Annotated in this window: 21 protein-coding genes; 9 read left to right on the top strand and 12 right to left on the bottom strand. The window is 71.4% G+C overall.

All coding sequences use genetic code 11. The features are described 5' to 3' along the window. Position 1: 1 nt before the first annotated feature. Genes ACGFIQ_RS31890 through ACGFIQ_RS31880 form a run of 3 tightly spaced genes read right to left on the bottom strand, consistent with a single transcriptional unit; the run spans position 2 to position 3,498 of the window. Positions 2-979, bottom strand: a complete 978-nt coding sequence (locus ACGFIQ_RS31890; protein WP_393249305.1) for a carbohydrate ABC transporter permease — start codon at positions 977-979, stop codon at positions 2-4. Between the two features lie 30 nt (positions 980-1,009). Next, entirely contained in the window at positions 1,010-2,347 is a 1,338-nt protein-coding gene (locus ACGFIQ_RS31885) for an ABC transporter substrate-binding protein (protein ID WP_393249303.1), read from the bottom strand. 35 nt (positions 2,348-2,382) lie between these two features. Then, the gene (locus ACGFIQ_RS31880; protein WP_393249425.1) at positions 2,383-3,498 is read right to left on the bottom strand and encodes a LacI family DNA-binding transcriptional regulator; all 1,116 of its coding nucleotides are present in this window, start codon (positions 3,496-3,498) and stop codon (positions 2,383-2,385) included. Between the two features lie 239 nt (positions 3,499-3,737). Here ACGFIQ_RS31880 and ACGFIQ_RS31875 point away from each other — a divergent pair, with 239 nt between their 5' ends. The 7 genes from ACGFIQ_RS31875 to ACGFIQ_RS31845 all read left to right on the top strand — a co-directional run bounded on the left by ACGFIQ_RS31875 (position 3,738) and on the right by ACGFIQ_RS31845 (position 12,988). Continuing rightward, positions 3,738-5,066: a Gfo/Idh/MocA family protein gene (locus ACGFIQ_RS31875; protein ID WP_393249301.1), complete on the top strand. Its 1,329-nt coding sequence runs from the start codon at positions 3,738-3,740 to the stop codon at positions 5,064-5,066. 24 nt (positions 5,067-5,090) lie between these two features. Continuing rightward, positions 5,091-6,524 (top strand): glucuronate isomerase, encoded by a 1,434-nt coding sequence (uxaC, locus tag ACGFIQ_RS31870; RefSeq protein WP_393249299.1) that lies wholly within the window; start codon positions 5,091-5,093, stop codon positions 6,522-6,524. Then, entirely contained in the window at positions 6,521-7,825 is a 1,305-nt protein-coding gene (locus tag ACGFIQ_RS31865; RefSeq protein WP_393249297.1) for an enolase C-terminal domain-like protein, read from the top strand. Before uxaC ends, ACGFIQ_RS31865 begins: the two co-directional genes overlap by 4 nt. Then, the gene (locus ACGFIQ_RS31860) at positions 7,816-9,309 is read left to right on the top strand and encodes a mannitol dehydrogenase family protein (RefSeq protein WP_393249295.1); all 1,494 of its coding nucleotides are present in this window, start codon (positions 7,816-7,818) and stop codon (positions 9,307-9,309) included. The genes ACGFIQ_RS31865 and ACGFIQ_RS31860 overlap by 10 nt, the downstream gene beginning before the upstream one ends. Before the next feature lie 15 nt (positions 9,310-9,324). Next, on the top strand, positions 9,325-10,542 hold the full coding sequence (locus tag ACGFIQ_RS31855; RefSeq protein ID WP_393249293.1) for a Gfo/Idh/MocA family protein: 1,218 nt from the start codon (positions 9,325-9,327) through the stop codon (positions 10,540-10,542). 80 nt (positions 10,543-10,622) lie between these two features. Beyond that, on the top strand, positions 10,623-11,351 hold the full coding sequence (locus ACGFIQ_RS31850; RefSeq protein WP_393249291.1) for an HD domain-containing protein: 729 nt from the start codon (positions 10,623-10,625) through the stop codon (positions 11,349-11,351). A 146-nt stretch (positions 11,352-11,497) separates the two neighbouring features. After that, positions 11,498-12,988: an FAD-binding oxidoreductase gene (locus tag ACGFIQ_RS31845; RefSeq protein WP_393249289.1), complete on the top strand. Its 1,491-nt coding sequence runs from the start codon at positions 11,498-11,500 to the stop codon at positions 12,986-12,988. A 61-nt stretch (positions 12,989-13,049) separates the two neighbouring features. On the opposite strand, the gene ACGFIQ_RS31840 is transcribed toward ACGFIQ_RS31845, so the two are convergent. The 7 genes from ACGFIQ_RS31840 to ACGFIQ_RS31810 form a co-directional block, all read right to left on the bottom strand. After that, entirely contained in the window at positions 13,050-13,415 is a 366-nt protein-coding gene (locus tag ACGFIQ_RS31840) for a barstar family protein (protein ID WP_393249287.1), read from the bottom strand. A gap of 138 nt (positions 13,416-13,553) precedes the next feature. Next, positions 13,554-14,003, bottom strand: a complete 450-nt coding sequence (locus ACGFIQ_RS31835) for a ribonuclease domain-containing protein (RefSeq protein WP_393249285.1) — start codon at positions 14,001-14,003, stop codon at positions 13,554-13,556. 60 nt (positions 14,004-14,063) lie between these two features. Continuing rightward, a complete protein-coding gene (locus ACGFIQ_RS31830) occupies positions 14,064-15,287 on the bottom strand; it encodes a glycosyltransferase 87 family protein (protein ID WP_393249283.1) in 1,224 nt (407 codons plus the stop codon). Beyond that, positions 15,284-16,687 (bottom strand): polyprenol phosphomannose-dependent alpha 1,6 mannosyltransferase MptB, encoded by a 1,404-nt coding sequence (gene mptB, locus ACGFIQ_RS31825; RefSeq protein WP_393249281.1) that lies wholly within the window; start codon positions 16,685-16,687, stop codon positions 15,284-15,286. The genes ACGFIQ_RS31830 and mptB overlap by 4 nt, the downstream gene beginning before the upstream one ends. 159 nt (positions 16,688-16,846) lie before the next feature. Then, positions 16,847-17,797: a DUF559 domain-containing protein gene (locus ACGFIQ_RS31820; RefSeq protein ID WP_393249279.1), complete on the bottom strand. Its 951-nt coding sequence runs from the start codon at positions 17,795-17,797 to the stop codon at positions 16,847-16,849. Positions 17,798-17,932: 135 nt separating this feature from the next. Beyond that, entirely contained in the window at positions 17,933-18,169 is a 237-nt protein-coding gene (locus ACGFIQ_RS31815) for an HNH endonuclease (RefSeq protein WP_393249423.1), read from the bottom strand. Positions 18,170-18,193: 24 nt separating this feature from the next. Beyond that, a complete protein-coding gene (locus ACGFIQ_RS31810) occupies positions 18,194-18,757 on the bottom strand; it encodes a restriction endonuclease (protein ID WP_393249277.1) in 564 nt (187 codons plus the stop codon). On the opposite strand from ACGFIQ_RS31810, the gene ACGFIQ_RS31805 reads away from it, so the two are divergent. Both ACGFIQ_RS31805 and ACGFIQ_RS31800 read left to right on the top strand, forming a co-directional pair. Then, on the top strand, positions 18,744-18,872 hold the full coding sequence (locus ACGFIQ_RS31805) for a hypothetical protein (protein ID WP_393249275.1): 129 nt from the start codon (positions 18,744-18,746) through the stop codon (positions 18,870-18,872). The genes ACGFIQ_RS31810 and ACGFIQ_RS31805 overlap by 14 nt on opposite strands. A 445-nt stretch (positions 18,873-19,317) precedes the next feature. Then, on the top strand, positions 19,318-20,517 hold the full coding sequence (locus tag ACGFIQ_RS31800) for an NUDIX hydrolase (RefSeq protein ID WP_393249273.1): 1,200 nt from the start codon (positions 19,318-19,320) through the stop codon (positions 20,515-20,517). 83 nt (positions 20,518-20,600) lie between these two features. Here ACGFIQ_RS31800 and ACGFIQ_RS31795 read toward each other — a convergent pair whose 3' ends face one another. Both ACGFIQ_RS31795 and ACGFIQ_RS31790 read right to left on the bottom strand, forming a co-directional pair. Continuing rightward, positions 20,601-21,152: a hypothetical protein gene (locus tag ACGFIQ_RS31795; RefSeq protein ID WP_393249271.1), complete on the bottom strand. Its 552-nt coding sequence runs from the start codon at positions 21,150-21,152 to the stop codon at positions 20,601-20,603. Between the two features lie 67 nt (positions 21,153-21,219). Beyond that, positions 21,220-22,965 (bottom strand): ABC transporter ATP-binding protein, encoded by a 1,746-nt coding sequence (locus ACGFIQ_RS31790; protein ID WP_393249421.1) that lies wholly within the window; start codon positions 22,963-22,965, stop codon positions 21,220-21,222. Positions 22,966-23,008: the final 43 nt, after the last annotated feature.

The following is a 23,008-nucleotide window of genomic DNA, read 5'->3' as shown; positions in this document are numbered from 1 at the left end:
GTCACCGGTCCTCCCCGTCGGAGTAGTGCACCCAGAACCGCCCGGTGCTGAAGAAGATCGCGGTGATGACCGCGATGGCGAGCAGGAACACCCAGGCCATCGCCGAGGCGTAACCCATCTCGAGGTCGGTGAAGCCGGTGATGTAGAGGTTGAGCGTGTACATCAGCGTGGAGTCGACCGGGCCGCCGGTGCCGTTGCTGAGCACGAACGCCGCGGTGAAGCCCTGAAACCCGTTGATCGTCTCCAGCACCAGGTTGAAGAAGATGACCGGGGAGAGCATCGGCAGGGTGACGTTGCGAAACTGCCGGAGCCGGCCGGCGCCGTCGACCGACGCGGCCTCGTACAGCTCGGTGGGCACCTGCTTGAGCCCGGCCAGGAAGATCACCATCGGTGCGCCGAACTGCCAGATGGCCAGCACCATGAGCGTCTCCAGGGCCCAGTCCGGGTCGTTGACCCACGGCTTGCCCTCGATGCCGACGAGGCTCAGCAGCGAGTTGAACGCGCCCTCGCGGTTGAACATGCTGACCCAGACGATGGCCAGCGCGACGCTGCCGCCGAGCAGCGACGGCAGGTAGAACAGCCCACGAAACAGCCCGACGCCGCGCCAGGCGCGGTTGAGCAGCAGCGCCACGCCGAGCGCCGCGGCCAGCTTCAGCGGTACGGCGATCAACGCGAAGGTCACTGTCACCCGCACCGCGTGCCAGTACGACGGGTCGGCGGTGAACATCCGTTCGTAGTTGGCCAGCCCCACCCACTGCACCTCGGCGAACGGGGTGAGGATGTCGTAGTTGGTGAAGCTCAGGTAGAGCGACAGCAGCATGGGGATCGCCGTGACACCCAGCAGGCCGATGAGCCACGGCGACAGGAAGACGTACCCCGCCCGACCCTCGCCGTGCCGGACGCGGCCGGGCCCTCGGCCGCGGGCTCGGGTGGCTCCGGGGTCGCGTCGGGTCGGGTCGGGCGCCGTGGTCAACGCCACGAACGGCTCCTCTCCTCGGCTGGTGGGCGCTCAGGCGATGGCGGACTTGCTCGCCTCGAGGAACTGGGCGGCGGCCTCGGCGGTGCTCGTTCGGCCGTACTGCGCGTTCTCGGCGGCCTTGATCAGCTCGGACTTGACCTTGCTGTGTCCCTTGATGGGCACCTGTGGCGACGGGCCGAACTTCTGGGTCAGCTCGGTCTCGACGGCGATCGACTGTTTCATGGCCGGGTCGGTGGTGCCCTCGCTGACCAGCCGGCGCAGGTCCAGGTTGGACGGCAGGCCCCGGTCGGTGCCCAGCAGCGTGACCGCCTCCTGGTCGTTGTACAGGAAGTTGATCACGTCGACCGCGACGTCCCGGTTCTTGCTGCCCCGGAACACCGACCAGTACATCGAGGCCCGCGCCCACTGCGCGCTCGGATCACCGGGGTACGCGATGACGCCCAACTCGTCCTTGGTGTTCTTCTTCAGGTCCGGCATCTGGTTGGCCCACACCCAGGAGGTCGCCGACTTGCCGGTGACCACCAACTGCTTGGTGACGTCGCTGGAGTTGCCCTCGTGGATGACGTCGGCGGTCGGCGTGGCCCTACGGTCCCGGGCGCCCTTCCACAGGTCGAACCACGTGGTCACGTCCTCGGCGGTGAACCCCAGCTCCTTACCCTTGTAGAGATCCTTGCCCTGCTGCCGGAGCCACACCCAGAACGCCTTGTAGTCGGCGCTCGGGTCCTGCGTGCCGGGCACCTTCGTCGTGGCGGTGACCTGCTCGGCCCAGGCGATGTGCTGCTCCCAGGTCATCCCGGTGGTCGGCTCGGGCAGGTTGTGCTTGGCCAGCAGCGTCTTGTTGTAGACCAGGCCCTGGGTGTTCTCCCCGGCGGCCAGCCCGGCGAGCTTGCCGTCGACCACGCCGTACTGCCAGAGACTCTCCGGGAACTTGGAGGTGTCCAGCTTTCCGGACTTCTGGTAGGAGGTCAGGTCGAGCGTGGTGTTGCGGGCCGCGTACTCGGCCAGGTAGTTGTCGTCGATCTGGAACAGGTCCGGTGGGTTGCCGCCCGCCGTGAGCGTGGCCAGCTTGTCGAAGTAGCCCTGGTTGGCCTGCCAGGTCGTCTCGAATGTCACGTTCGGGTGCTTCTTGGTGTAGAGCGCCAGGGCGTCCTCGGTCAGCTTGGCCCGGGCGTCGCCGCCCCACCAGAAAACGGAGAGCTTGACCGGGGCGTTCGGGTCGGCGGCACCGCCGTCGTCGTCGCCGCAGGCGGCGGCCCCGGCCAGCAGCGGCGCGGCGACCGTCATGGCGAGCAGGCCGCGCAGCAGACGCCGCCGAGACAGCGGGGGACGGTCGTTGCGCCCGACGGGCGCGTCAGTGGTGGGGTGCATGTGCGCTCACTCCTCGGCGGTAGGAGGCGACGGTGTCACCGGTGGCCGTGCTCGGGATTGTTCGGGCCCGCGGGGCGACGCGGGTCCGGGCCGAGCGGCGCGGCCAGGGGACGGGCCGGTCGGGCGTGCGGGCCCGGGCCGGTCGAGTCGCGGATGACCAGGTCGGTCTGGAGCATTACCTGTGCGGTGGTACGACGGACGTCGAGCGTCGTGCCGGCACCGGGCCCCCGCGCGCCGCGCGGTGACTCGATGTCCTGTTGCAGCAGCATGTCGACGGCCGTCCGGCCGGCGGTCGCGGTGGGGGTGGCCACCGTCGTCAGTTTGGGGCGGGTGAGCCGGCTCAGGGTGCTGTCGTCGACCCCGACGACGCTCACCTCCCGCGGCACCCGGACCCCGAGCGCGTCCAGCCCTTCGATGAGGCCGATCGCCATCAGGTCGTTGTAGGCGAGCACGGCCGACACACCACTGCGTCGCACCTGCTCGGCGATGGCGGAACCGCCGGTCACGGTGGGCGCGTTGGGGCCGAGCACGGTCAGCTCCGCGCCGCCGGCCCGGGCGGCCGTGCCGGCGGCCCGGCGCATCTCCCGGTTGGTCCACGAGCTGCGCGGGCCACCGAGCAGCGCGATGCGGCGGTGACCCAGGCCGACCAGGTGCTCGACCGCCGCGCGGGCGCCCTGCCCGACGTCCATCAGCACGCAGGGCAGGCCGGTCACCTGACGGTTCACCACCACCAGTGGCACCTCACGGCTGAGTTGCTCGATCAGGCTGTTGCTCATCCGCGGGCTGCACAGCAACACACCGTCCACCTGCTTGGCCAACGCGTGGACCAACTCCTCCTCGGTGGCCGGGTCCTCGTTGGTGTCGGCCACGAAGACGTGGTAGTCGCGGCGGCGGGCCTGACTCTCCGCCGCCTTGATCAGCGGTGGGAAGAACGGGTTCGCGATGTCGGCGATGATCAGCCCGATGTTGTGCGTACGCCCGGTGATCAGTGCGCGGGCGGCCCGGTTCGGCCGGTAGCCCAGATCCTCCGCGCACGCCAACACCCGGACCCGGGTGTCCGGGTTGACCAGGTGCGGAGCGGAGAAGGTGCGGGACACGGTGGAGATGTGCACACCGGACGCCCGGGCGACGTCCCGGATGGTGACTGGCACGGCGGGCCCTTCGTCCGGTGTGGTGGCGGTGACGCGGGTGTGGCCCATTAATGCAAACGGTTGCGCCAGTGTCAACGGTCAATGTCTGCGGACGTGCTACGCCCGTGTTTCACTCCGTGACGTCCCGCCCCACAAACGCGGATATTTACCGCCGATCGCAGCGCCCTCGTTGACGCGATCATATTGATCGTGATTACTTCACTGCAAACCTTTGCAGAATCACCGGGGAAGGCGAGCGCATGTCACCGAGAGCCGACGGGCGGGTCCGGTACGCCATCGTGGGCACCGGCGCGCGGGCGGAGATGTTCGTGCGGGCGCTGGTGCTCGACCACGCCGACACCACCGAACTGGTCGCCTTCGCCGACGTCAACCAGGCCCGGATGGACGCGCACAACCGCTGGCTGGCCGAGCTGGGCCACCGCCCGGTGCCGACCTACCCGGCCGGCGACTTCGCGGCCATGCTGGACTCCGAGCGCGTCGACGTCGTCCTGGTCACCAGTGTGGACGTCACCCACGACGAGTACGTGGTGGCCGCGCTGCACGCCGGCCGGGAGGTGATCACCGAGAAGCCGATGACCGTCGACGCACCGCGCTGCCGGCGCATCCTGGACGCCGTCACCGAGACCGGCGGTCGGGTGACTGTGGCGTTCAACTACCGCTACAACCCGCTGCACGAGCAGGTCCGCCGGCTGCTCGCCGACGGCGCGGTCGGCGAGATCGGCTCGGTGCACTTCGAGTGGCTGCTCGACGTGCGCCACGGTGCGGACTACTTCCGCCGCTGGCACCGCGACAAGGCCACCTCGGGCGGGCTGATGGTGCACAAGGCCAGTCACCACTTCGACCTGGTCAACTGGTGGTTGGCCGCCACCCCGGTGCAGGTGTACGCGGCCGGTCGACTCTTCTTCTACGGTGACGGTGGCCGCCGGCACGGCTACGCCCGCGACTACGACCGGGCGCACGGCTCCCCCGACGCCGTCGACGACCCGTTCGCGCTGCGGCTGGACGCCCACCCCCGGCTGCGGGAGCTGTACCTCGACGCCGAGGCCGAGGACGGCTACCAGCGCGACCGCAACGTGTTCGCCCCCGGAGTCACCATCGAGGACGACATGGCGGTGCTCGCCCGCTACTCCACAGGTGCCACGATGACGTACCACCTCACCGCCTACGCTCCCTGGGAGGGCTACCGGGTGATGGTCAACGGTAGTCGCGGCCGGCTGGAGCTGGAGGTGACCGAGAACGACTTCGTCGACCGGGGCACCGCCGGCGCGGTCAAGGGTGCCGCCCTGCACGGCACCGAGGCGCCGGCCGAGGGCGGTGGCGCGACACTCACCCTGCGTCCGTTCTGGGCACCGCCCCGGCAGATCCCCGTCGAGGGCCGCACCCGGCACGGCCACGGTGGCGCGGACGCCCGGATGACCGGGGTGCTCCTCGGGGGTCACCCCGACCCGCTGGACCGCGCCGCGACCGCCGACGACGGCGCATTGGCCCTGCTCACCGGCCTGGCGGCCAACCGGTCCTTCGAGACCGGCCAACCGGTCCGGGTCGCCGACCTGCTCACCCCCCGCTGACCAGGAGACGAGGAGCCCATCCCCGTGCCGACGTCCGACCACACCGACCTGCTCCTGCCCTCCGAACCGGGCCAGCGCGCCCTGGCCCGGGAGCTGTACGCCCTCGCCGCGGAGCAACCCATCATCTCGCCGCACGGGCACGTCGATCCGGCCCTGCTGGCCGAGGACCGCCCCTTCCCGGACCCGGCGCGGCTGCTCATCGTGCCGGACCACTACCTGACCCGGATGCTGCTCAGCCAGGGCGTCCCCCCGGCGCAGCTGGGTGTGCCCACCCGCGACGGCAGCCCGGTGGAGACCGACGGCCGGGTGATCTGGCGACGCTTCGCCGCGCACTGGCACCTGTTCCGGGGCACCCCGTCGCGCCTCTGGCTGGAGCAGACCTTCCGCACCGTGTTCGGGGTGCACACGCCGCTCGGCCCGGCCACCGCCGACACCCTCTACGACGAGATCGCGGCCCGGCTCGCCGAGCCGGACTTCCGGCCCCGGGCGCTGTTCGAGCGGTTCGGCATCGAGGTGCTCGCCACCACCGAGTCGCCACTTGACGACCTGAGCCAGCACGCCAAGCTCGCCGCCGACGGCTGGGGCGGGCCGGGCGGGCGGGTGGTGACCACGTTCCGCCCGGACGACGTGGTGGACATGGAGTACGACGGCTGGGCGAGCAATGTGGACCGGCTCGGCGAGCGGACCGGCGAGGACACCGGCACGTACGCCGGCTACCTGGCCGCGCTGCGGGCCCGGCGGGCCGCGTTCATCGCCGCCGGCGCGACATCCTCCGACCACGGCCACCCCACCGCGCGCACGCTGGACCTGACCCCGGCCGAGGCCGAGCGACTGTACGACCGGGGCCGGCGCGGCGCGGCCGACGCCGCCGACGCGGAGGCGTTCCGGGCGCACATGCTCGTGGAGTTCGCCCGGATGTCGCTCGACGACGGCCTGGTCATGCAGCTGCACCCCGGCGCGGTCCGCAACCACAACCGGTGGCTGCACGCCCGGCACGGCCGTGACGTCGGCGGCGACATCCCGCAGGCCACCGAGTACGTACACGCGCTCGCCCCACTGTTGGAGCGCTACGGCAACGACCCCCGGCTGCGGCTGGTGCTCTACACCCTGGACGAGGACACCTTCACCCGCGAGCTGGCGCCCCTCGCGGGCGGGTACGCCGCGGTGCTGCTCGGCGCGCCCTGGTGGTTCCTGGACTCCCCCGAGGTGCTGCGCCGCTTCCGGGAGACGGTCACCGAGAGCGCCGGTTTCTACAACACCACCGGGTTCGTCGACGACACCCGGGCGTTCTGCTCCATCCCGGTCCGCCACGACGTCGCCCGTCGGGTGGACGCCGGGTTCCTGGCCCGGTTGGTGGCCGAGCACCGACTGCCGATGGACGAGGCCGCCGAGACCATCGTGGACCTGGCGTACCGACTGCCCAAACGGGTCTTCAACTTCGGAGGCATTGACACGTGAGCATCACCATCACCTCCGTCGAGGTGCACGACGTGCGGTTCCCGACCGCCGCCCGGGGCGACGGCTCCGACGCGATCAACCGCGGCGACTACTCGGCGACGTACGTGGAGTTGGGCACCGACGCCGGGACGACCGGCGCGGGGTTCACCTTCACCAACGGTCGCGGCAACGAGATCACCTGCGCCGCGGTCCGCGCCCTGGCCCACCACGTGCGGGGACGCACGATCGAGGAGATCGCCGCCGAGCCGGTGGCGTTCTGCCGCGCACTCAGCGCCGACGCGCAGCTGCGGTGGCTGGGCCCCGAGAAGGGCGTCATCCACATGGCGACCGGCGCGCTCGTCAACGCGGTCTGGGACCTGCGGGCCACCCTGGCCGGCAGGCCGATGTGGCGGTTCCTCGCCGAGCTGCCCACCGACGAGCTCGTGGCCAGCGTCGACTTCACGCACATCAGCGACGCACTCACCCCGGACGAGGCGGCCACCATCCTGGACAAGGGGCGCGACGGCCTGGCCGACCGGCTGGCGACGCTCGAACGGGACGGTTTCGCTTCGTACACCACCTCGGTCGGCTGGCTCGGTTATCCGGACGACAAGGTGCGCGCGCTGACCCGGCAGGCGTACGACGACGGTTGGCGGGCGATGAAGATGAAGGTCGGCGGCCCGCTCGCCGACGACCTGCGGCGGGCCCGGATCATCCGGGGGGAGATCGGCCCGGACGCGCTGTTGATGATGGACGCCAACCAGGTCTGGGACGTGGACGAGGCGATCACGGCGATGGCCACGCTTGCCGAGGTGGATCCGTACTGGATCGAGGAGCCGACCCACGCCGACGACATCCTGGGCCACGCCCGGATCGCCCGGGCGGTCGACGAGCTGACCGGCGGGCGGTGCCGGGTGGCCACCGGCGAGGTGGCCGCCAACCGGGTGATCTTCAAGCAGTTGTTGCAGGCCGAGGCGATCGGCGTGATGCAGATCGACGCGTGTCGGGTCGGCGGCGTCAACGAGGTCCTCGCCGAGCTGCTGCTGGCGGCGAAGTTCGGGGTGCCGGTCTGCCCGCACGCCGGTGGCGTCGGCCTCTGCGAGTACGTCCAGCACCTGGCTATCTTCGACTACCTGCGGGTGGGCACCGGCCTGGAGGGGCGGATGATCGAGTACGTCGACCACCTGCACGAGCACTTCGTCGACCCGGTCCGCACCCGCGGTGGCCGCTACCTGCTGCCCGAGCGGCCCGGTTACAGCGCCACCATGAAACCGGCGTCGATCGCCGAGTTCCGCTTCCCGGACGGTCCGGCATGGCGGTGACACTCGGCGCGTCCCGACTCGGCCTGGGCGTGCTGCGCCGACTGCCCGCCGAGGCCCGCCCGCTGGTCCGGCCGGGCACCGTGCCGGCCGGCATCGTCCATCTGGGGCTGGGCGCGTTCCACCGGGCGCACCAGGCCGTCTACACCGAGGCGGCGGTCGGCGCGGCCGGCGGCGACTGGGGCATCGTGGCCGTCGCACCGCGCAGCACCGCCGTGGTCGAGGCGCTCGCCGCCCAGGACAACCTGTTCAGTGTCAGCACCCTCTCCGCCACCGCCAGCGAGACCCGGGTGGTGGGCGCGTTGAGCGACGTACGGCACGCCCCCCGCGACCCGGACGCCGTGGTGGCGCTGCTCGCCGACCCGGCGGTGCGGGTGGTGACGTTGACCGTCACCGAGAAGGCCTACCAGCTCGACCCGGTGACCGGCCGGCTGTCCCCGGACTCGGCGCTCGCGGCCGACCTGGCCGGCGGCCGGCCGCCGACCACCGTGCCCGGGTTGCTGCTGCGGGGGCTGGCCGCGCGGGCCGCCGCGGACGCCGGGCCGGTGGCCCTGGTGAGCTGCGACAATCTGCCGGCCAACGGTCGACGACTGCGCGGCATGCTCGACCAGGCGGTCGGCCGGGCCGCTCGGGTGCCCGCCGGGCTCGTCGAGTGGGTGGCCGGCAACGTCACCTGCCCGGGCACCATGGTCGACCGGATCGTGCCGGCCAGCACCCCGGAGACGATCGAGGCGGCCCGCCTGGCGCTCGGCGTGACCGATCTGGCCGCGGTGGCCGCCGAGCCGTACGCGCAGTGGGTGATCGAGGACGACTTCCCCGGCGGACGGCCCGGCTGGGAGCACGCCGGTGCGGTGCTGACCGGTGACGCCGGCCCGTGGGAGCGGTTGAAGCTGCGTGCTCTCAACGGCGTGCACTCGGCCGTGGCGTACCTCGGCGCCCTGGCCGGTCGGGAGACGATCGCCGAGGCACTGGAGATCCCGCACCTGGCCGACGTGCTGCGCCGGCTGATCGCCGAGGACGTCGCGGCCAGCTTCACCCCGCCGGACGGGGTCCGGGTGGTCGACTACGGCGAGCAGGTCCTCGCCCGCTTCGGCAACCCGGCGATCCACCACCGCACCCTGCAGGTGGCGTTGGACGGCTCGCAGAAGCTGCCGCAGCGGATCCTGCACACCATCGTCGACCTGCGCGCGTCCGGCCGGTCCGCGCGCTGGGGCGCGCTGGTCGTGGCGTCCTGGTTGCGCTTCGCGCTGGGGTACGCCGACGACGGCCGAGCGCTGCCGTTGCAGGACCCCCTCGCCGGGCCGATCCGGGCCGCCCTGGACGCCGGCGCGCAGACCCCGGCGGGCGCGGTGGACGCCGTCTTCGCCCTGCGCGAGGTCATCCCGGCGGAGGTGGCCGCCGACGACGAGGTCCGCGCCGAGGTGACCGCCTGGCTGACCGCGTTGGGACGACACGGTGTCGAGGCCACCCTGGCCGGTGCCCGGTGAGTCCACCGCCGGCCGGTGCCCGGTGACTCCACGGCCGGCTGGTGCGTGGTGAGCGGCGGGGTGACGGCGACGCCGCCGCGGGTGGCGGTGATCGGGGCGAACGGGCACGGCCGCTGGCACCGCCGGGTGCTCGCGCCGTTGCACGCCGCCGGCCGGTTGCGGCTGGTCGCCCTGGTCGACGTCCAGCCGGTCCGGGACGATCCGGCGGCGCCGGTGCCGCCCGGGGTCGGGGTGTTCACCGACCACCGGGCGATGCTCGCCGCCACCCGCCCCGAGGTGGTGGTGATCTGCACGCCGCCGCACACCCACCTGGCGATCGCCCGGGATGCCCTGGCCAGCGGTGCGGACCTGCTGCTGGAGAAGCCGCCGGTGTTGTCGCTGGCCGAGCACGAGGAGCTGACCTGGGCTCTCGCCGCCGCCGGCCGGGTCGCCCAGGTCGGTTTCCAGGCGCTCGGTTCGGCGGCGCTCACCGCGCTGACCGACGCGTTGGCCGCCGGCCGGCTGGGTACGGTCACCGGCATTTCCAGCGTGGCCGCCTGGCAACGGCCGGACGCCTACTACGCCCGCTCCCCCTGGGCCGGTCGACGGAGCCTGGACGGTCGGACGGTGCTGGACGGCGCACTTGTCAACCCGCTCGCGCACGCCGTGATGCAGTGCCTGGCGATCGGCGAGGCGCTCGGCGGGGCGACGCCGTGGCCGGCCGTGATCGAGGTGGAGCGCTACCGGGTCCGGCCGATCGAGGTGGAGGACACCGCCGTGCTGCGGGTCCTGTTCCGCGCCGGCCCACCCGTGCTGGTGGCGGTGACCCTGGCGGCTGAGGAGTTCGTGGCGGGCGAGGTGGTGGTGACCGGCACGGCGGGCCAGGCGGTGCTGGAATACCCGACCGACCGGCTGCGGTTGCCCGGGGACGTGGTGACCCGCCGCGTGCCGGGGCGGCAGGGGTTGCTGGAGAACCTGCTCGCGCACCGGGTCGACCCGTCGGGGGTGCCGCTGATCGCCCCGCTGGCCCGGACCGCGCCGTTCACCGCGCTGCTGGACGCGTTACGGGCCGCCCCGGAGCCCCGACTGCTCGACGGCGACCTGGTGACCACCGTCGGTGCGGGTGGGCAGCGGGTCCGCCACCTGCGGGGCGTGGTCGAGGTGCTGCGCCGGGCGGCCGAGCGGGGGGCCCTCCCGAGCGAACTGGCGGTGCCGTGGGCGACCACCGCGTACCGCGCCGAGCTGACGGGCTAGCCGAGAACGACGCCGGCGCGCCGGTCGGGTCGGCGACGTAAGGGCTCATCGATGTGGTGAAGATCGGCTATAAGTGACGCATGGACTTCCCGCCGCACCTGGGCAGCATGCCGATGCACGCGATCACCGAGATCCACGGCGAACCGGGCCTGCTGGAGCGCTTCCGGTTGGAGGTCCAGCAGTTCGACGACGCCGCCCGCGAGCGGTTGACCGCCGCGCTCGACCTGGCCGCCGAGTTGCACCGCGACGACCGGCGCGTTCGCGAGCCGTACCTCAACCACCTGCTGCGGGTGGCGATCCGGTTGATGCACCACTACCAGGTGCGCGACGTGGACGTGATCGTCGCCGGCCTGCTGCACGACGCCGTCGAGGACCACCCGGCCGAGCTGGCCGACGGGCACGCCGGCCCGGACCCGAGCGCGGCCGCGCTGGCCGCGCTCGGCGCGCGGTTCGGGACGCGCGTCGCGACGCTCGTCGCCGCCGTCACCAACCCGGTGTACGACCCCGAGCGGGACCGCAACACGCAGTACCGGGAGCACCTGGCGGTCAGCCTGGACCGGGAGCCCTGGGCCCGGGTGATCAAGGTGTCGGACTTCACCGACAACGGCGTCGGGGTGATCCACACGGTCGGGCCGAAGGTCGTCTCGTCGGCCCGGAAGTACCGGCCGCTGGTGCCGCTCTTCCGGGACCTGATCGGCCGGCCGGACACTCCGTTGTCGCCGGCGGTGAAGCGGCACATCTTCGGCCAGCTCGACCTCGCCGAGGAGCGGTTCAGCGCCATCCTGGACCAGCCCGCCCACCCCAACTGAGCTGCCGCATCACCCGACCGGGTTCCGTGACAAGTTCTCGGATCTTTGCCGCAACCTGCGGCATTACGGTGGTTTTGCGTCAGTTGGGAGGGAGAAGTCCTCTCGATCGAAGTTCTGACGTAACCCCGATCGAGAGGACTCGGACCATGCGCGACCTTTCTCGTCGCGACCTGCTCAAGGCGACGGCCGTCGGCGCCGGAGCGGTCGCCCTCCCCGCAGTGATTGCCGGCAGTTCCGCGTCGGCGGCGGACGGTCCGTCCTTTGGTGGTGAGAAGTTCCCGCCCGCCACGTTGACCGGCCGGATCGTCCGTCCCCAGAGCCCCAACTACGCGGAGGCGAGCCTCGGCTGGGACGAACTGTTCGTGCGCTACCCCCTGGTGATCGTCTTCGCTCAGGAGACTCAGGACGTCGTCAACGCACTCACCTGGGCTCGGCAGCACGACGTGGCGCTGCGGGTACGCAGCGGCCGGCACAGCCTGGAAGGCTGGTCGAACGTCGACAACGGCATCGTGATCGACGTCAGTGAGCTGAAGGACGTCCACATCGACCCCGCCGCCCGCAAGGCGAAGCTCGGCGCGGGGCTCACCCAGTCCGAGGCGGTCGCCGCACTCGGGGAGTACGACCTCGCGGCGACGACCGGAGGCGAGGGGACCGTCGGCCTGTCCGGTGCGACCCTCGGGGGCGGTCTCGGTTTCCTCACCCGCTACATCGGCATGGCCTGCGACAACCTGATCGGTGTGGAGATCGTCGTCGCGGCGGGGGTCGACGGCGCCAAGGTGCTCCAGGTGGACCCGTGGAACCACGCGGACCTGCTCTGGGCGCTGCGCGGCGCCGGAAACGGCAACTTCGGGATCGTCACGTCCCTGACCTACCAGGTGGCTCCGCTGGAGAGCGTCGCCTACCTGCAGGCGACCTGGCCGGGCCTCGACAACCTGCACGACATCTTCGACCTCTGGCAGCACACCGCACCGTTCGCCGATCCTCGTCTCGGCACCCAGGTCGAGGTCCACCCGGACGAGATCCTGTTTTTCGCGGTGCTCGCCGAGGGTTCGGAGGCCGAGGCGAGGAGGCTGCTGGAGCCGCTCCTCTCGATCGGCAACCCCGAGGTCACCGTGCAGGTCGGCGGCTGGGACGAGACGTACGCCGGATTCCAGGTCCCGAGCGACGAAGATCCGGGGAAGTGGAAGTTCTACTCACAGTTCACCAGGGAGCCCTTCCCGGCAGAGGCGATCAGCATCGTCCGCCGGTTCATGGAGAAGGCCCCGTCACCGGACAGCAACTTCTTCGCCCAGGCCTTCGGCCGGGGAGCCCAACGACAGGAGCCCTTCGGCGGCGCGGCGTTCGCGCACCGCGACTCGCTCTTCTACTCCGAGCCCGGCGCGGGCTGGGGCACTCGCGGCGAGCCGGACAGCGACGACGCCGTCACTCCGATCGCCCAGGCCTGGATCGCCGAGTTCAGCCTGGCGCTGCGGCCCTACGTGGACGGCGCCTACGTCAACGTGCCGAACATCGGCATGGCGGAGTGGGAGGAGGCCTACTGGGGGCGCAACTTCCCGCGGCTGCGAAAGATCAAGGCGAAGTACGACCCGCACAACGTCTTCCAGTACGAGCAGAGCATCCCACCCGCAACCCACTGACCTGGACGGCCGGCGGCGCTGGGACAGCCGGCCGTCGCCGAGCCGAGCCCCGGAGCACCGGTCAGGAGGAACCGGCTTCGTGCAGGACGAGACGGAGAGGATGCGGGGCGCTGGTGGCGAGGTTGCCGAGCACGGTGAGCAGCAGGGCGTACTGATCGGCAGGCTCGTCGGCGAGCAGGTGGCCGGCGTCGGTGATCAGCAGGGTGAGCGGGCCGGCGTCGAGCCGCTCCCGGAGCACGTCGGAGAGAGCGTCCCAGGTGTCCCCCAGGTACGCCGGCAGGGCCAGCGTGGTGGCGAGCACGGCGAACAGCCCGGCCCTGGTCCGGGTCGCCGCTCCGGCCAGCACCACGGAATCGGACAGTTCGAGGGCGTCGTCGCGGCACACGATCAGCCACTCGGGCATCCGACTCTCGTCGTCATCGATCATCTCGTGCCTCCTGATCCGATCGGGGCGACATCCCAGCCGGGCGACATCCCAGCCGGGCGACATCCCAGCCGGGCGACATCCGACCGGGACGCCGCCGTAGCGGGGCCGACCGACCGCGACCTGCCGGCCCCAGATCGGTCAGAGCCGGTAGAAGTCGGTGTAGTGGTTGGGCGAGAACCAGGTGACCCCGGTGCTGCGGTTCACGACGATCCGGTACGCGTCCCGGGCGGCGCCCTGGGTGCGCGGGTAGACGTCGTACTCGTAGTAGGTCGCGTTGGTGGGCAGTTGACCCTCGTAGTTGTAGAACTGCCCGCCGGCGAAGTTGGACTTCCCACCGCTCCAGGAGTACCAGCCGCGGCTGGTCGGGAACCCCTTGGCCGACCAGCCCGAGCGGGCGGTGCGGGCGTCCGCGCAGCGGCTCATGGTACAGGAGCTGTAGACCGCCGCCGAGGCCGAGTCGGTCAACCGGGGAGAGACCACGGACGGGCCGACGAGCGCGGCGGCGACCATGGCGAGGAGCAGGGCGAGGGTGGTGGTACGCCGGCGGATCGCGCCGGGCGTGGCCAGCGGGGACGCGAGGGTGGACACAGGCTGCCTCCAGACCATCCAGTTCATCGATCCGCGTGATTGTCGGACCGGACCCAGTCTCTACCGCTGCCGGTCGGTGGCAACACCCCTCGGCGCCCCAACTGCTCCACAATGCTCGGTGAACCCCGAATGATCATCTGTGTCGGCGCGCCCGATCGGAAGCAGCGCGAGCATGCCGATGCTGACCCAGACGTACGCGTTGGCGCCCACGAACCCCCACGGCCCGGCCGACCCGTTGGCGAAGACCCAGACCAGCCCGCTGCACAGCACGACGTAGCCGACGACACCCGCCCGCACCCGACGGCGGGCCGTCGCGTCGACTGGCGGCCACAGCCGCGTGGACGCGGCGAGCACCACCAGCCCCGGCACCAGCCACACCAGGTGATGCACCCAGGTGACCGGGCTGACCAGGCACGCGGCGACGCCGGTCAGCGCGAAGCCGGCCCTTTCGTCGCCCTCGCGCACGGCCCGGCGTACCCGTAGCGCCCACACCGCCAGCACGGCGACGACAAGCAGCAGCCACAGCCGCCGGTCCGGGCGCTCCGGGTCGAGCCGGGCGACCAGGCCGAGCAGTGACTGGTTCGACACGTACGCCAACACACCGACCCGATCGGTGTCCCACAGCGCCTCGGTGAAGAACGTCCGGGTGGCGTCCGGGGCGAGCGCCGCCGCGATCATCGTCGCCCCGACGGCCGTGCCGGCGGCCGTGGCGGCGGCCCGCCAGCGCCCGGTGACCAGCAGATACCCGATGAAGACCGCCGGGGTGAGCTTGACCGCGGCGGCCAGCCCAACCCCGACACCGGCCAGCCGACTGCCCCGCTCCAACAACCACAGGTCCAGGTAGACCAGCGCCACCAGCAACAGGTTGACCTGCCCGAAGCTGACCGTGTCCCGCACCGGGTTGAGCCCGGCCAGCAGGCAGCAGGCCAGCGCGAGCGCGTACCAGCGGGTCCACCCGTGCCGCCGGGCCAACGGGTCCACAAGCAGGTGCAGCAGGAATGCGGCGGCCAACGTGGTGAGCAGCAGGTTCGCCACGATCGTCGGGTACCAGGCCAGCGTGGCCATCGGCACCATACTGACCGCGGCGAACGGTGGGTAGGTGAAGCCGTACCCGTTGCCGGTGGTCCACTCGTACAGGTCGCCGCCACGCATCCAGTGCCCGACCGCGCCGTGGTAGACACCGACGTCGAACCAGCCCCGATGCCCGGGCAGCACCGCGATCGCCACCGCGAGCACGGTGACCAGGGCGAGCACCGTCACCACACGCCGCCGGCCCGCGTTCATCGGGCCACGTCCACCGGGGCGGGAGGCACCAGCAGGCGCAGCGAACCGACCGCGAGCAACCCCACCAGCACCCCGACGGCGGCCAGCACCGCCTGCGCCACGTCCGGCCCGAAGCCACTGGGCAGCGCCACGAACGTGAGCGCCACCGCGCCCAGCGCCGCCGCCGGCCGGGCTCGCCCGTGCGCCGCCGCCGCGATCAGCACCAGACCCCACAGCGCGTACCAGGGGCGGGTCGCCGGGCCGAGCAGCGCCGCCGCCACCAGCACCAATCCCATCGCGTACGCCGGGCCGAGCCGACGCCGATGCCACCACACGCCGACCGCAACCGCCACCGCGGCGGCCACGCCCAGCGCGAGGCACAGCCGCATCGGGGCGTCGCCCAGGTGCAGACCGAAGCGCCCGGCCGCACGCGACGCGAGCCGACCCAGCGCACTGGAGATCGACCAACTGTGCCGGTACATCGGTGTGCCGAGTGCGCCGACCCACCCGTACCCGATGCCGGTGGCCCAGGTGACCACGGCGGCGGTGCCCAGCGCGAGCCCGGCGGTGCGGGCCACCGAGGTCGGCAGCCCGCGGTGGCGCGCGGCGAGCGACACGACCACCAGCAGCCCGACCACCGCCGGCACCTTGACCAGCGCGGCGAGGGTGACCAGCACGGTGGCCGCGCCGTAGCGGTGCTCGAAGGCGAGACTCAGCCCGGCCACCAGCAGCCCCAGCATCACCGCCTCGTTGTGCGCCCCGGCGATGAGGTGCAACGGTACGAGCGGGTTGAGCACGCCGAGCCAGAGCGCGGCGGCCGGGTCGACGCCGCAGTGCCGGGCCAACCGGGGCAGGTACGCCACCAGCAGCGCCACCCCGGCCAGCGCCACCAGGCGCAGACCGAGCACGCCGAGCACCAGCTTGCCGCCGGTCGCCGCGGTGACCACGGCCGCCACCGCGAGGAACACCGGCCCGTAGGGCGCGGGGGTCTGCTGCCACATCTGCGGCACCTCACCGGCCAACGCACCGCCCAACTGGGCCACCCCGTGCCGGTACACGTCGATGTCGGCGAGGACCATCGCGCCCTGCGCCAGGTAGCTGTACGCGTCCCGGCTGAACAGCGGCGGCGTCACCAGCAACGGCCCCGCCCAGCAGGCCAGGGTGAGCGCGGCGGACCGCCGGCCGATCACCTTGTCGGGTGCGTGCGGGTGCCGGCCCGCCCACCACCAGGCGACGACGAGCAGGGTCAGACCCGCGTATCCGCAGAGCACCCCCGGCCCCGCAAGCTGCCGCAGCGCGCTCCACCAGGCGGCGTGCGCGCCGACGGGCAGCGCGCCGGCGGCCAGGCCGGCGCAGGACAGCAGCGTGGCACCGACTCCCCCGAGCAGCCGGTACGCGACGACGGTCGGCATTGTGCGCACCCGGGCAGGATGTCGTGCACCGCTGACCGCCACACGACACCCGGACGATCAGCAGGCGACGTCGCGATGTCGTACCGGCTGACGGCGTGGCCCCATTTCATGATCAGGTGATGAAAAGTAGGTCTGGAGTGCCCCTGAGACCTACTTTTCATCACCTGATCATGGGGAACAGGAGCGTGCGGCGAGGATGGCGAGGGTTTCCCGGCGCACCTGGACCGGGTCCGCGATGAGCCGGCGATGCGTGAACCGGACGACGAGGATCCCGAGGGTCGCCAGGAGAGCGTCGCGGCGGAGGTCGATCTCCCGCTCGGCCGGATCGCCATGGCTGGTGGCGCCGTCCAGCTCGATGTCGACCCGCTCCGCCTCGGCGAACATGTCGAGATAGATGGTTCGGGCCCCGACCCGCACCCGTGCCTGCCGGGTGAACGTCGGCATTCCCGGGCCGGTGAAGACGTGGTCGTGGCCCCAGATCTCCAGTGGGCTGCGGCATCCGGCGGCGAGCCGGTCGAGCAGACGCCGCAACGTCCCACGGTCGTCGATCGTCGGCGCCTCGGCAAGAGCGGCGACGAGGCGCTGCGCGGTGGTGAGCCGGTCATTGACCGCGCGGATGAGCGGGCCAGACCGGTCGACCGGTTGGAGCAGCGGCCAACAGTCCACCAGCGTCCGGTCCAGCCGGGTAACCGGCACTCCCGCCCGTGTCACCACCTGCGGCGGTGCAATCGTGAAGTCGGTGCGATGGCGTACCACGAGGTGGGGCCGATTCCGCAGGCCTGACCCTCTGGGCAGGTCGAGATGAACCGGCTCCCCGGATGGCTGGCGGCGTAGGCCCCACACGTCGAGGGCGGTGAGGCGACTGAGCGCCGCTCGCCCACCGCCATACGCCAGAGCCGCGCGGCGGGCCAACTCGGGCTCAACACGGGCCAGCACCGGCAGGTCGGCGTCCCGGTCGCGGACCAGCTCGACGTCGACGTAGATCCCGGGCAGCACCGGAACCAACCGACCGGCGCGGCCGGCGGCCTGGATCGTCCAGGCCGGTGCCACCCGCAGCATGTCCTGTCGAGTGAGCAGGCCGCCATGGCGTACGAGCAGAGCGTGCAGCCTCGGGTCCACGCGTCCACCCTGCCCCCGAGCACTGTCCCGTCGGGGGCCGCTGTGCACAGCGGGGGCACCTGTGGACAGCGGTCCGGGGCGCACTCAAATGTGGTATCCGCACCCGGCCAGACCCGCGGCAGCCAGCGCTGCAGTTCAAGCTGCCTTGTAGACGGTGTCGAGGTGCCATTCCAGGAACTCGGCACGTGGCCGATCATCGCGGCGCTCCGGCAGAGCGATCTGCTCACCTGCCTTGGCATAGAACTGGTCGCCGTTGCCGAACTCGCTCCGAAGCCGAGGACTGACCAGAAGACGATGCTTCGGATCAACGCCCAGGTAGCCGCGATCGAAGAGAATGTGTACGTCGGATTTGAGCAGGAGGCCATTGTCCAGCCGGTGCTCGCCACCCGCTCTGCGTCAGTGCGAGCCGCCCGCCGCGATGGACTCTGGCGTGGGTCTTCCCGTCCAGGCCCACATCTCCAGTGCGTGCCGGTCGACGAGCGTGATGTCGAGCTGTCGGGCGATCTGGATGCCGTCACCGGCGGTGAAGAAGCTGTTCGTCACGAGCAGGCAGATCTCGCCTCGGTGGATGTCCCGGCAGGTGCCGGCGAACCGCTGGATGGCGGCACTGCCGACCCGGTTGCCGATGCTCTGCCGCTTGCACTGCGCCACGACACGTCGGCCGTCCGGGGCGATGGCCGTGACGTCGGCTCCCCGGTCACCGGAGCCGCCGCACACCTGCACGTTCCGAAAACCGGACGCGACCAGGATCCGCGCGAACCACTGCTCGAACTCGGGCCCGCTCATCGCATCTGTCACCGCGATCAGCCTGTCCCGCTGAGCTTGGTCGGCCCGCTCGCGGGCACGCTGCTTCGACGCGAGGAGACCGACTGTGGTCGCCCCCGCGACGACGAGGCTCACCAGGAAGGCGGTCCAGTATGGATGCCGCTCGACGAAGTCGACGACCATGCGCAGGAGCACGAAACCGACGACGGCGCAGAGCAGCAAGAACCAGCCGTTGGCCGACCTGCCGCCGCCGGACGCGCGGCGGGTCGTCGATCGCCGCCGGACACTGCTGGTGCGCCGCCTTCGGTAGTGGGCCCGAACTCGGCCTCCACCCCTCCTGGTGTGTGATCTGACGTACGGCACGAGGCACCTCCTCGTTCGCGGAAGCCTCAGTCTCGCGGCAGCCTCCGACAAACCGCGTGCATGCCCGTCAGGAGTGTCCGGTACCCGTCACTCCCAATGTCGCTCCCCCGAACCGGCTACGCGGCCAGGGTGGCGTAGCGGCCCGGCTTGGTGCCGACTGTGGCAAATGCACTCACGGAAGGCCGTGCTGGTCGAACCGACGCTTCACGAAATGCGCGACGCGCGGTCGCACCCGCTGGCAATTCGGTCCCACTTCGATAGCATCGGCCTGTACCTGCGCTTTTACGGCCATTGATCCGCTTGGTGCCGCCGATACCCTGCAAGTGCCAAAGCAGGGTCGGGCCGAAGGCGGGTACTGCATGCTGGCGACGTCGAGAAGAGTCAAGACGACCATGAGCATCTGGCGTCGCGGCCTGTGGCGGTACCGACTCACCACTGCCAGTGTCGTCCTTGCCGCCTTCGGCACCTCAACCGCGTTGAACAGCCCGCCCGTGGTCCTGAGCGTCGTGGCCGCCGCGGCTGGGGTCCTGGTGTCCACGCTTGAGATTCGCGCCAACCGGCGGCGGGCCAGGGCCGTGCGTTTCCAACCACGCGACGCCGACACGTACCGGGACATCGCCGAGCACGCGAGCGACCTGGGCCGGGTGTTGGAGAGCGCACGCAACATCGGCATCGTGATGACCGACGCGAGCGTTCGACTGCGACAGCAAGCCGTTGCGGTCGACCCGGTGATCAGCGAGTACGTCCTGCATCGCGATCTGAAGCCATGGTCATTCGACTTTCTGGCCCGGCAGGCGCGCAGAGCGGTGATGCACAACGCGGCCGTGCTGGGGCTCGGCTCGGACCTGCCCGGGGAGGGCGATGACGGGGTCGTCGTCCTGCGGAGCGCCCACTATTTCGACTTCTTCTGCAGCAACGTGCTCGTTCCCTATGACGTGTGCGAGGTGGGACGGCGCAACCTGGCACTGCGCGGGCGCGACCTCATCGTGGACCGCCACGGCCGACTGCGGACGTTCAGAAACAGCCGACTGGCCAACATCATCGGTGTCTCCACGCTGGCCTTCACCTCCGACGGGCAGTTGCTCCTGGTGGCCCAGACCAGGGACAACGTGGGCAGCCCGGGACTTCTCGCCCCCTCCGGCTCGGGTTCACTCGAACCGCAGGACGTATCACCACAGTCGACGCCGACTCTTCAGGAGATCATTCGTACCGGCGCGGAGCGTGAGCTGCGGGAGGAATGCCACATCAACTCGGCCGAGATCGAGGGTAGTGACCTTCTGGGTTACGGCCGTTGGCTCAGTCGTGGTGCCACACCCGAATTCTGCGCTGTCACCTTCCTGAACGTCGCCGGCGACCAACTGGTCGCCCGGGCCGTCCGCCGAACGGAGCGGCCCTACGTGGGGGAGGTCATGGCTGTGGACCTCACTCCGGCCGCCGACTGGGACCTCCACCATCCGGTGGGGATTCTGCCTCCAGACATCCGGCACGCGGCATCCTGGCCCCTTGCCTTCGCTCTGTCCTGTCTTGCCGAACGAATGGGCGACGACTCGTGGCCAGCGGGGAAGGAGTTGGCCGCCCGCCTGGATCAGTAGACCTGCCGGTCAGGGTAGGACAGCGCTGCGGTGGGCGTCGACGACGCACGCGTCGGCTGCCGCGAGCCCGCGCCCCGCGCTGCTCAGCTTCGCGCCGCCGGAACCCGACCCTCGGCTGGGCGCCGAAACTGCTCGACCGACCCACCGCGCACACCGAGGCTGCCGCGAGCGGCCTGGTAGAAATCGTCGCGGGTCTCGTCGGCCTGCCTAACCAGGGCCACCAGGTCGTCCGGTGGGTCCGGCAGGCTCCGCGCCGCCTGCTCCAGCCTCCGCACGGCGGAGCGCCAGGTGGAGGCCGCGCGCACCGTCGTCGCGTCGCCCAGCAGCAGGACCGCCTCCCAGGTCAGGGTGTGGCGCACGTCCGCCTCAGCCAGCCGGGACAGCCCCTCCTCGCGGTCCAGGACAGGCGCGCGGGAGCCGGGGCGATGTGCGCGAAGCAATCCCAGGGAGAGTAGATGGATCTCCTTCACCGCGCGTGTGAAATCGGCGTACGCGTCGAGCCGCCGCTCGTCCCAGCGGACCGTCTGGGATCGCCGCCACCGGGCACGCTCGGTCACCGTGGTGGCAACCATCGTGCCGACGGTGCCGATCAACACACCGAGCAGTGCGGGCAACTGCGTCAGAACGCTCTCCATGTGGCCGAGCCTGTCATCTCGACGGCCCGACCCGCCACAGTGGTCGTGTCGCGTCGAACGGTGCCGGCTACGCGGCCAGGGTGGCGTAGCGGCCGTTGCGGCCCAGCAGGCTGTCGTGGGTGCCGGACTCGACGATCCGGCCGTGGTCGAGCACGGCGATCTGGTCGGCGTCGCGCACCGTGGACAACCGGTGGGCGATGGTGATCGTGGTACGCCCCTCGGCGAGCGCGTCGAACGCCCGCTGCACGGCCCGCTCGGTCTCGGTGTCCAGCGCGCTGGTGGCCTCGTCGAGGACCAGGACGCGCGGGTCGCGCAGCAACGTGCGGGCGATGGCGAGGCGTTGCTTCTCGCCGCCGGAGAACCGGTGGCCACGGGAGCCGACCATGGTGTCGTACCCGTCGGGCAGCCCGGCGATCAGGTCGTGGATCTGGGCGGCGCGGGCGGCGTCCTCGATCTCGGTGTCGGTGGCGCCCGGCCGCGCGTAGCGCAGGTTCTCCCGGACGGTGGTGTGCAGCAGGTACGTCTCCTGGCTGACCACGCCGACGATCGCGGACAGGTCGGCCAGGCGCAGGTCGCGCAGGTCGACGCCGTCGACGGTGACCCGTCCGGCGGTCGGGTCGTGCAGGCGGCTGACCAGGCCGGCGAGGGTGCTCTTGCCGGAGCCGGTCTCGCCGACCAGGGCGAGGCTGGTGCCGGCGGGCACGTCCAGGGTGATCCCGGCGAGGGCTGCGGTGTCGCTGCCCGGGTAGCCGAAGGTGACGTCCTCCAGGCGCAGGTGTCCGCTGACCCGGTCGAGGTGGATCGGCTCGGCGGGGTCGGCCACGTCGACGGGCAGGTCGAGGTATTCGAAGATCCGGGCGAAGAGTGCCAGTGACGCGGTGAGCGAGACGCCCACGTTGAGCAGGCCCATCAGCGGTCGGAACAGGCCACCCTGCAGGGCGGTGAAGGCGACGAGGGTGCCGATGCTCAGCGTGCCGGCGGTGCCGGGCAGGCCGGCGGCGAGGTAGATGACCGCCGGTACGGCGGCGAAGATGATGCTCATCGAGGCCATCCGCCAGCGGCCGGCCAACTCGCTGCGCAGCTCCAGGTCGACGAGTCGCTCCGAGGAGGCGGTGAACCTGTCGATCAGCGCGGGGCCGGTGCCGAGGGTCTTGGCCAGTTGCACGCCGCTGATCGACAGGCCCTCTTCGACTGTGACGTTGAGATCGGCGAGTTCGCGTTGGCGCTGGGCGGTGATCTCGCGGCGCATCCGGGCGACCCGGCGGGTCAGCCAGATGGCCGGCGGCAGCACCACGAGCGAGACGAGGGAGAGCTGCCAGGAGAGTGCGACCATGGCGACGGTGGTGGCGACCACAGTGGTGAGGTTGGCCGCGACGGCGGTGGCGGTGGAGGTGACGACCGACTGCATGCCGCCGATGTCGTTGGTGATCCTCGACTGCACCTCACCGGTGCGGGTGCGGGTGAAGAAGCCCAGCGACTGACGCTGGAGGTGGCTGAAGACGTCGGTGCGCAGCCGGTGCATGACCCGCTGCCCGACCTGGGTGGAGATCCAGGTCTGCACGACGCCGAGGGCGGAGGTCACGGCCGCGACGGCGACCATGCCGAGGACCAGCCAGACCAGGAGCGTCACGTCGCCCTGCGGCAGGGCGCGGTCGATCACGGCGCGCAGCAGGAACGGGCTGGCCATCGCGACGATCGAGGAGACCACGATGATCGCGGTGACGGCGGCCAGCGCGGGCCGGTGGGGGGTGAACAGGCGACCGATGCGGCGCAGCGACACCTGACGGGCCTGCGCCTTCTCTTCGGCGCTGATGGTGCGGTGGCCGCGGTCGCGGCCCTTCGGGGTGGGCCCCAAG

It is taken from the genome of Micromonospora sp. NPDC048898, assembly GCF_043198035.1.
Lineage (GTDB): Bacteria > Actinomycetota > Actinomycetes > Mycobacteriales > Micromonosporaceae > Micromonospora.
This window is presented reverse-complemented; position numbering and strand designations above follow the sequence as displayed.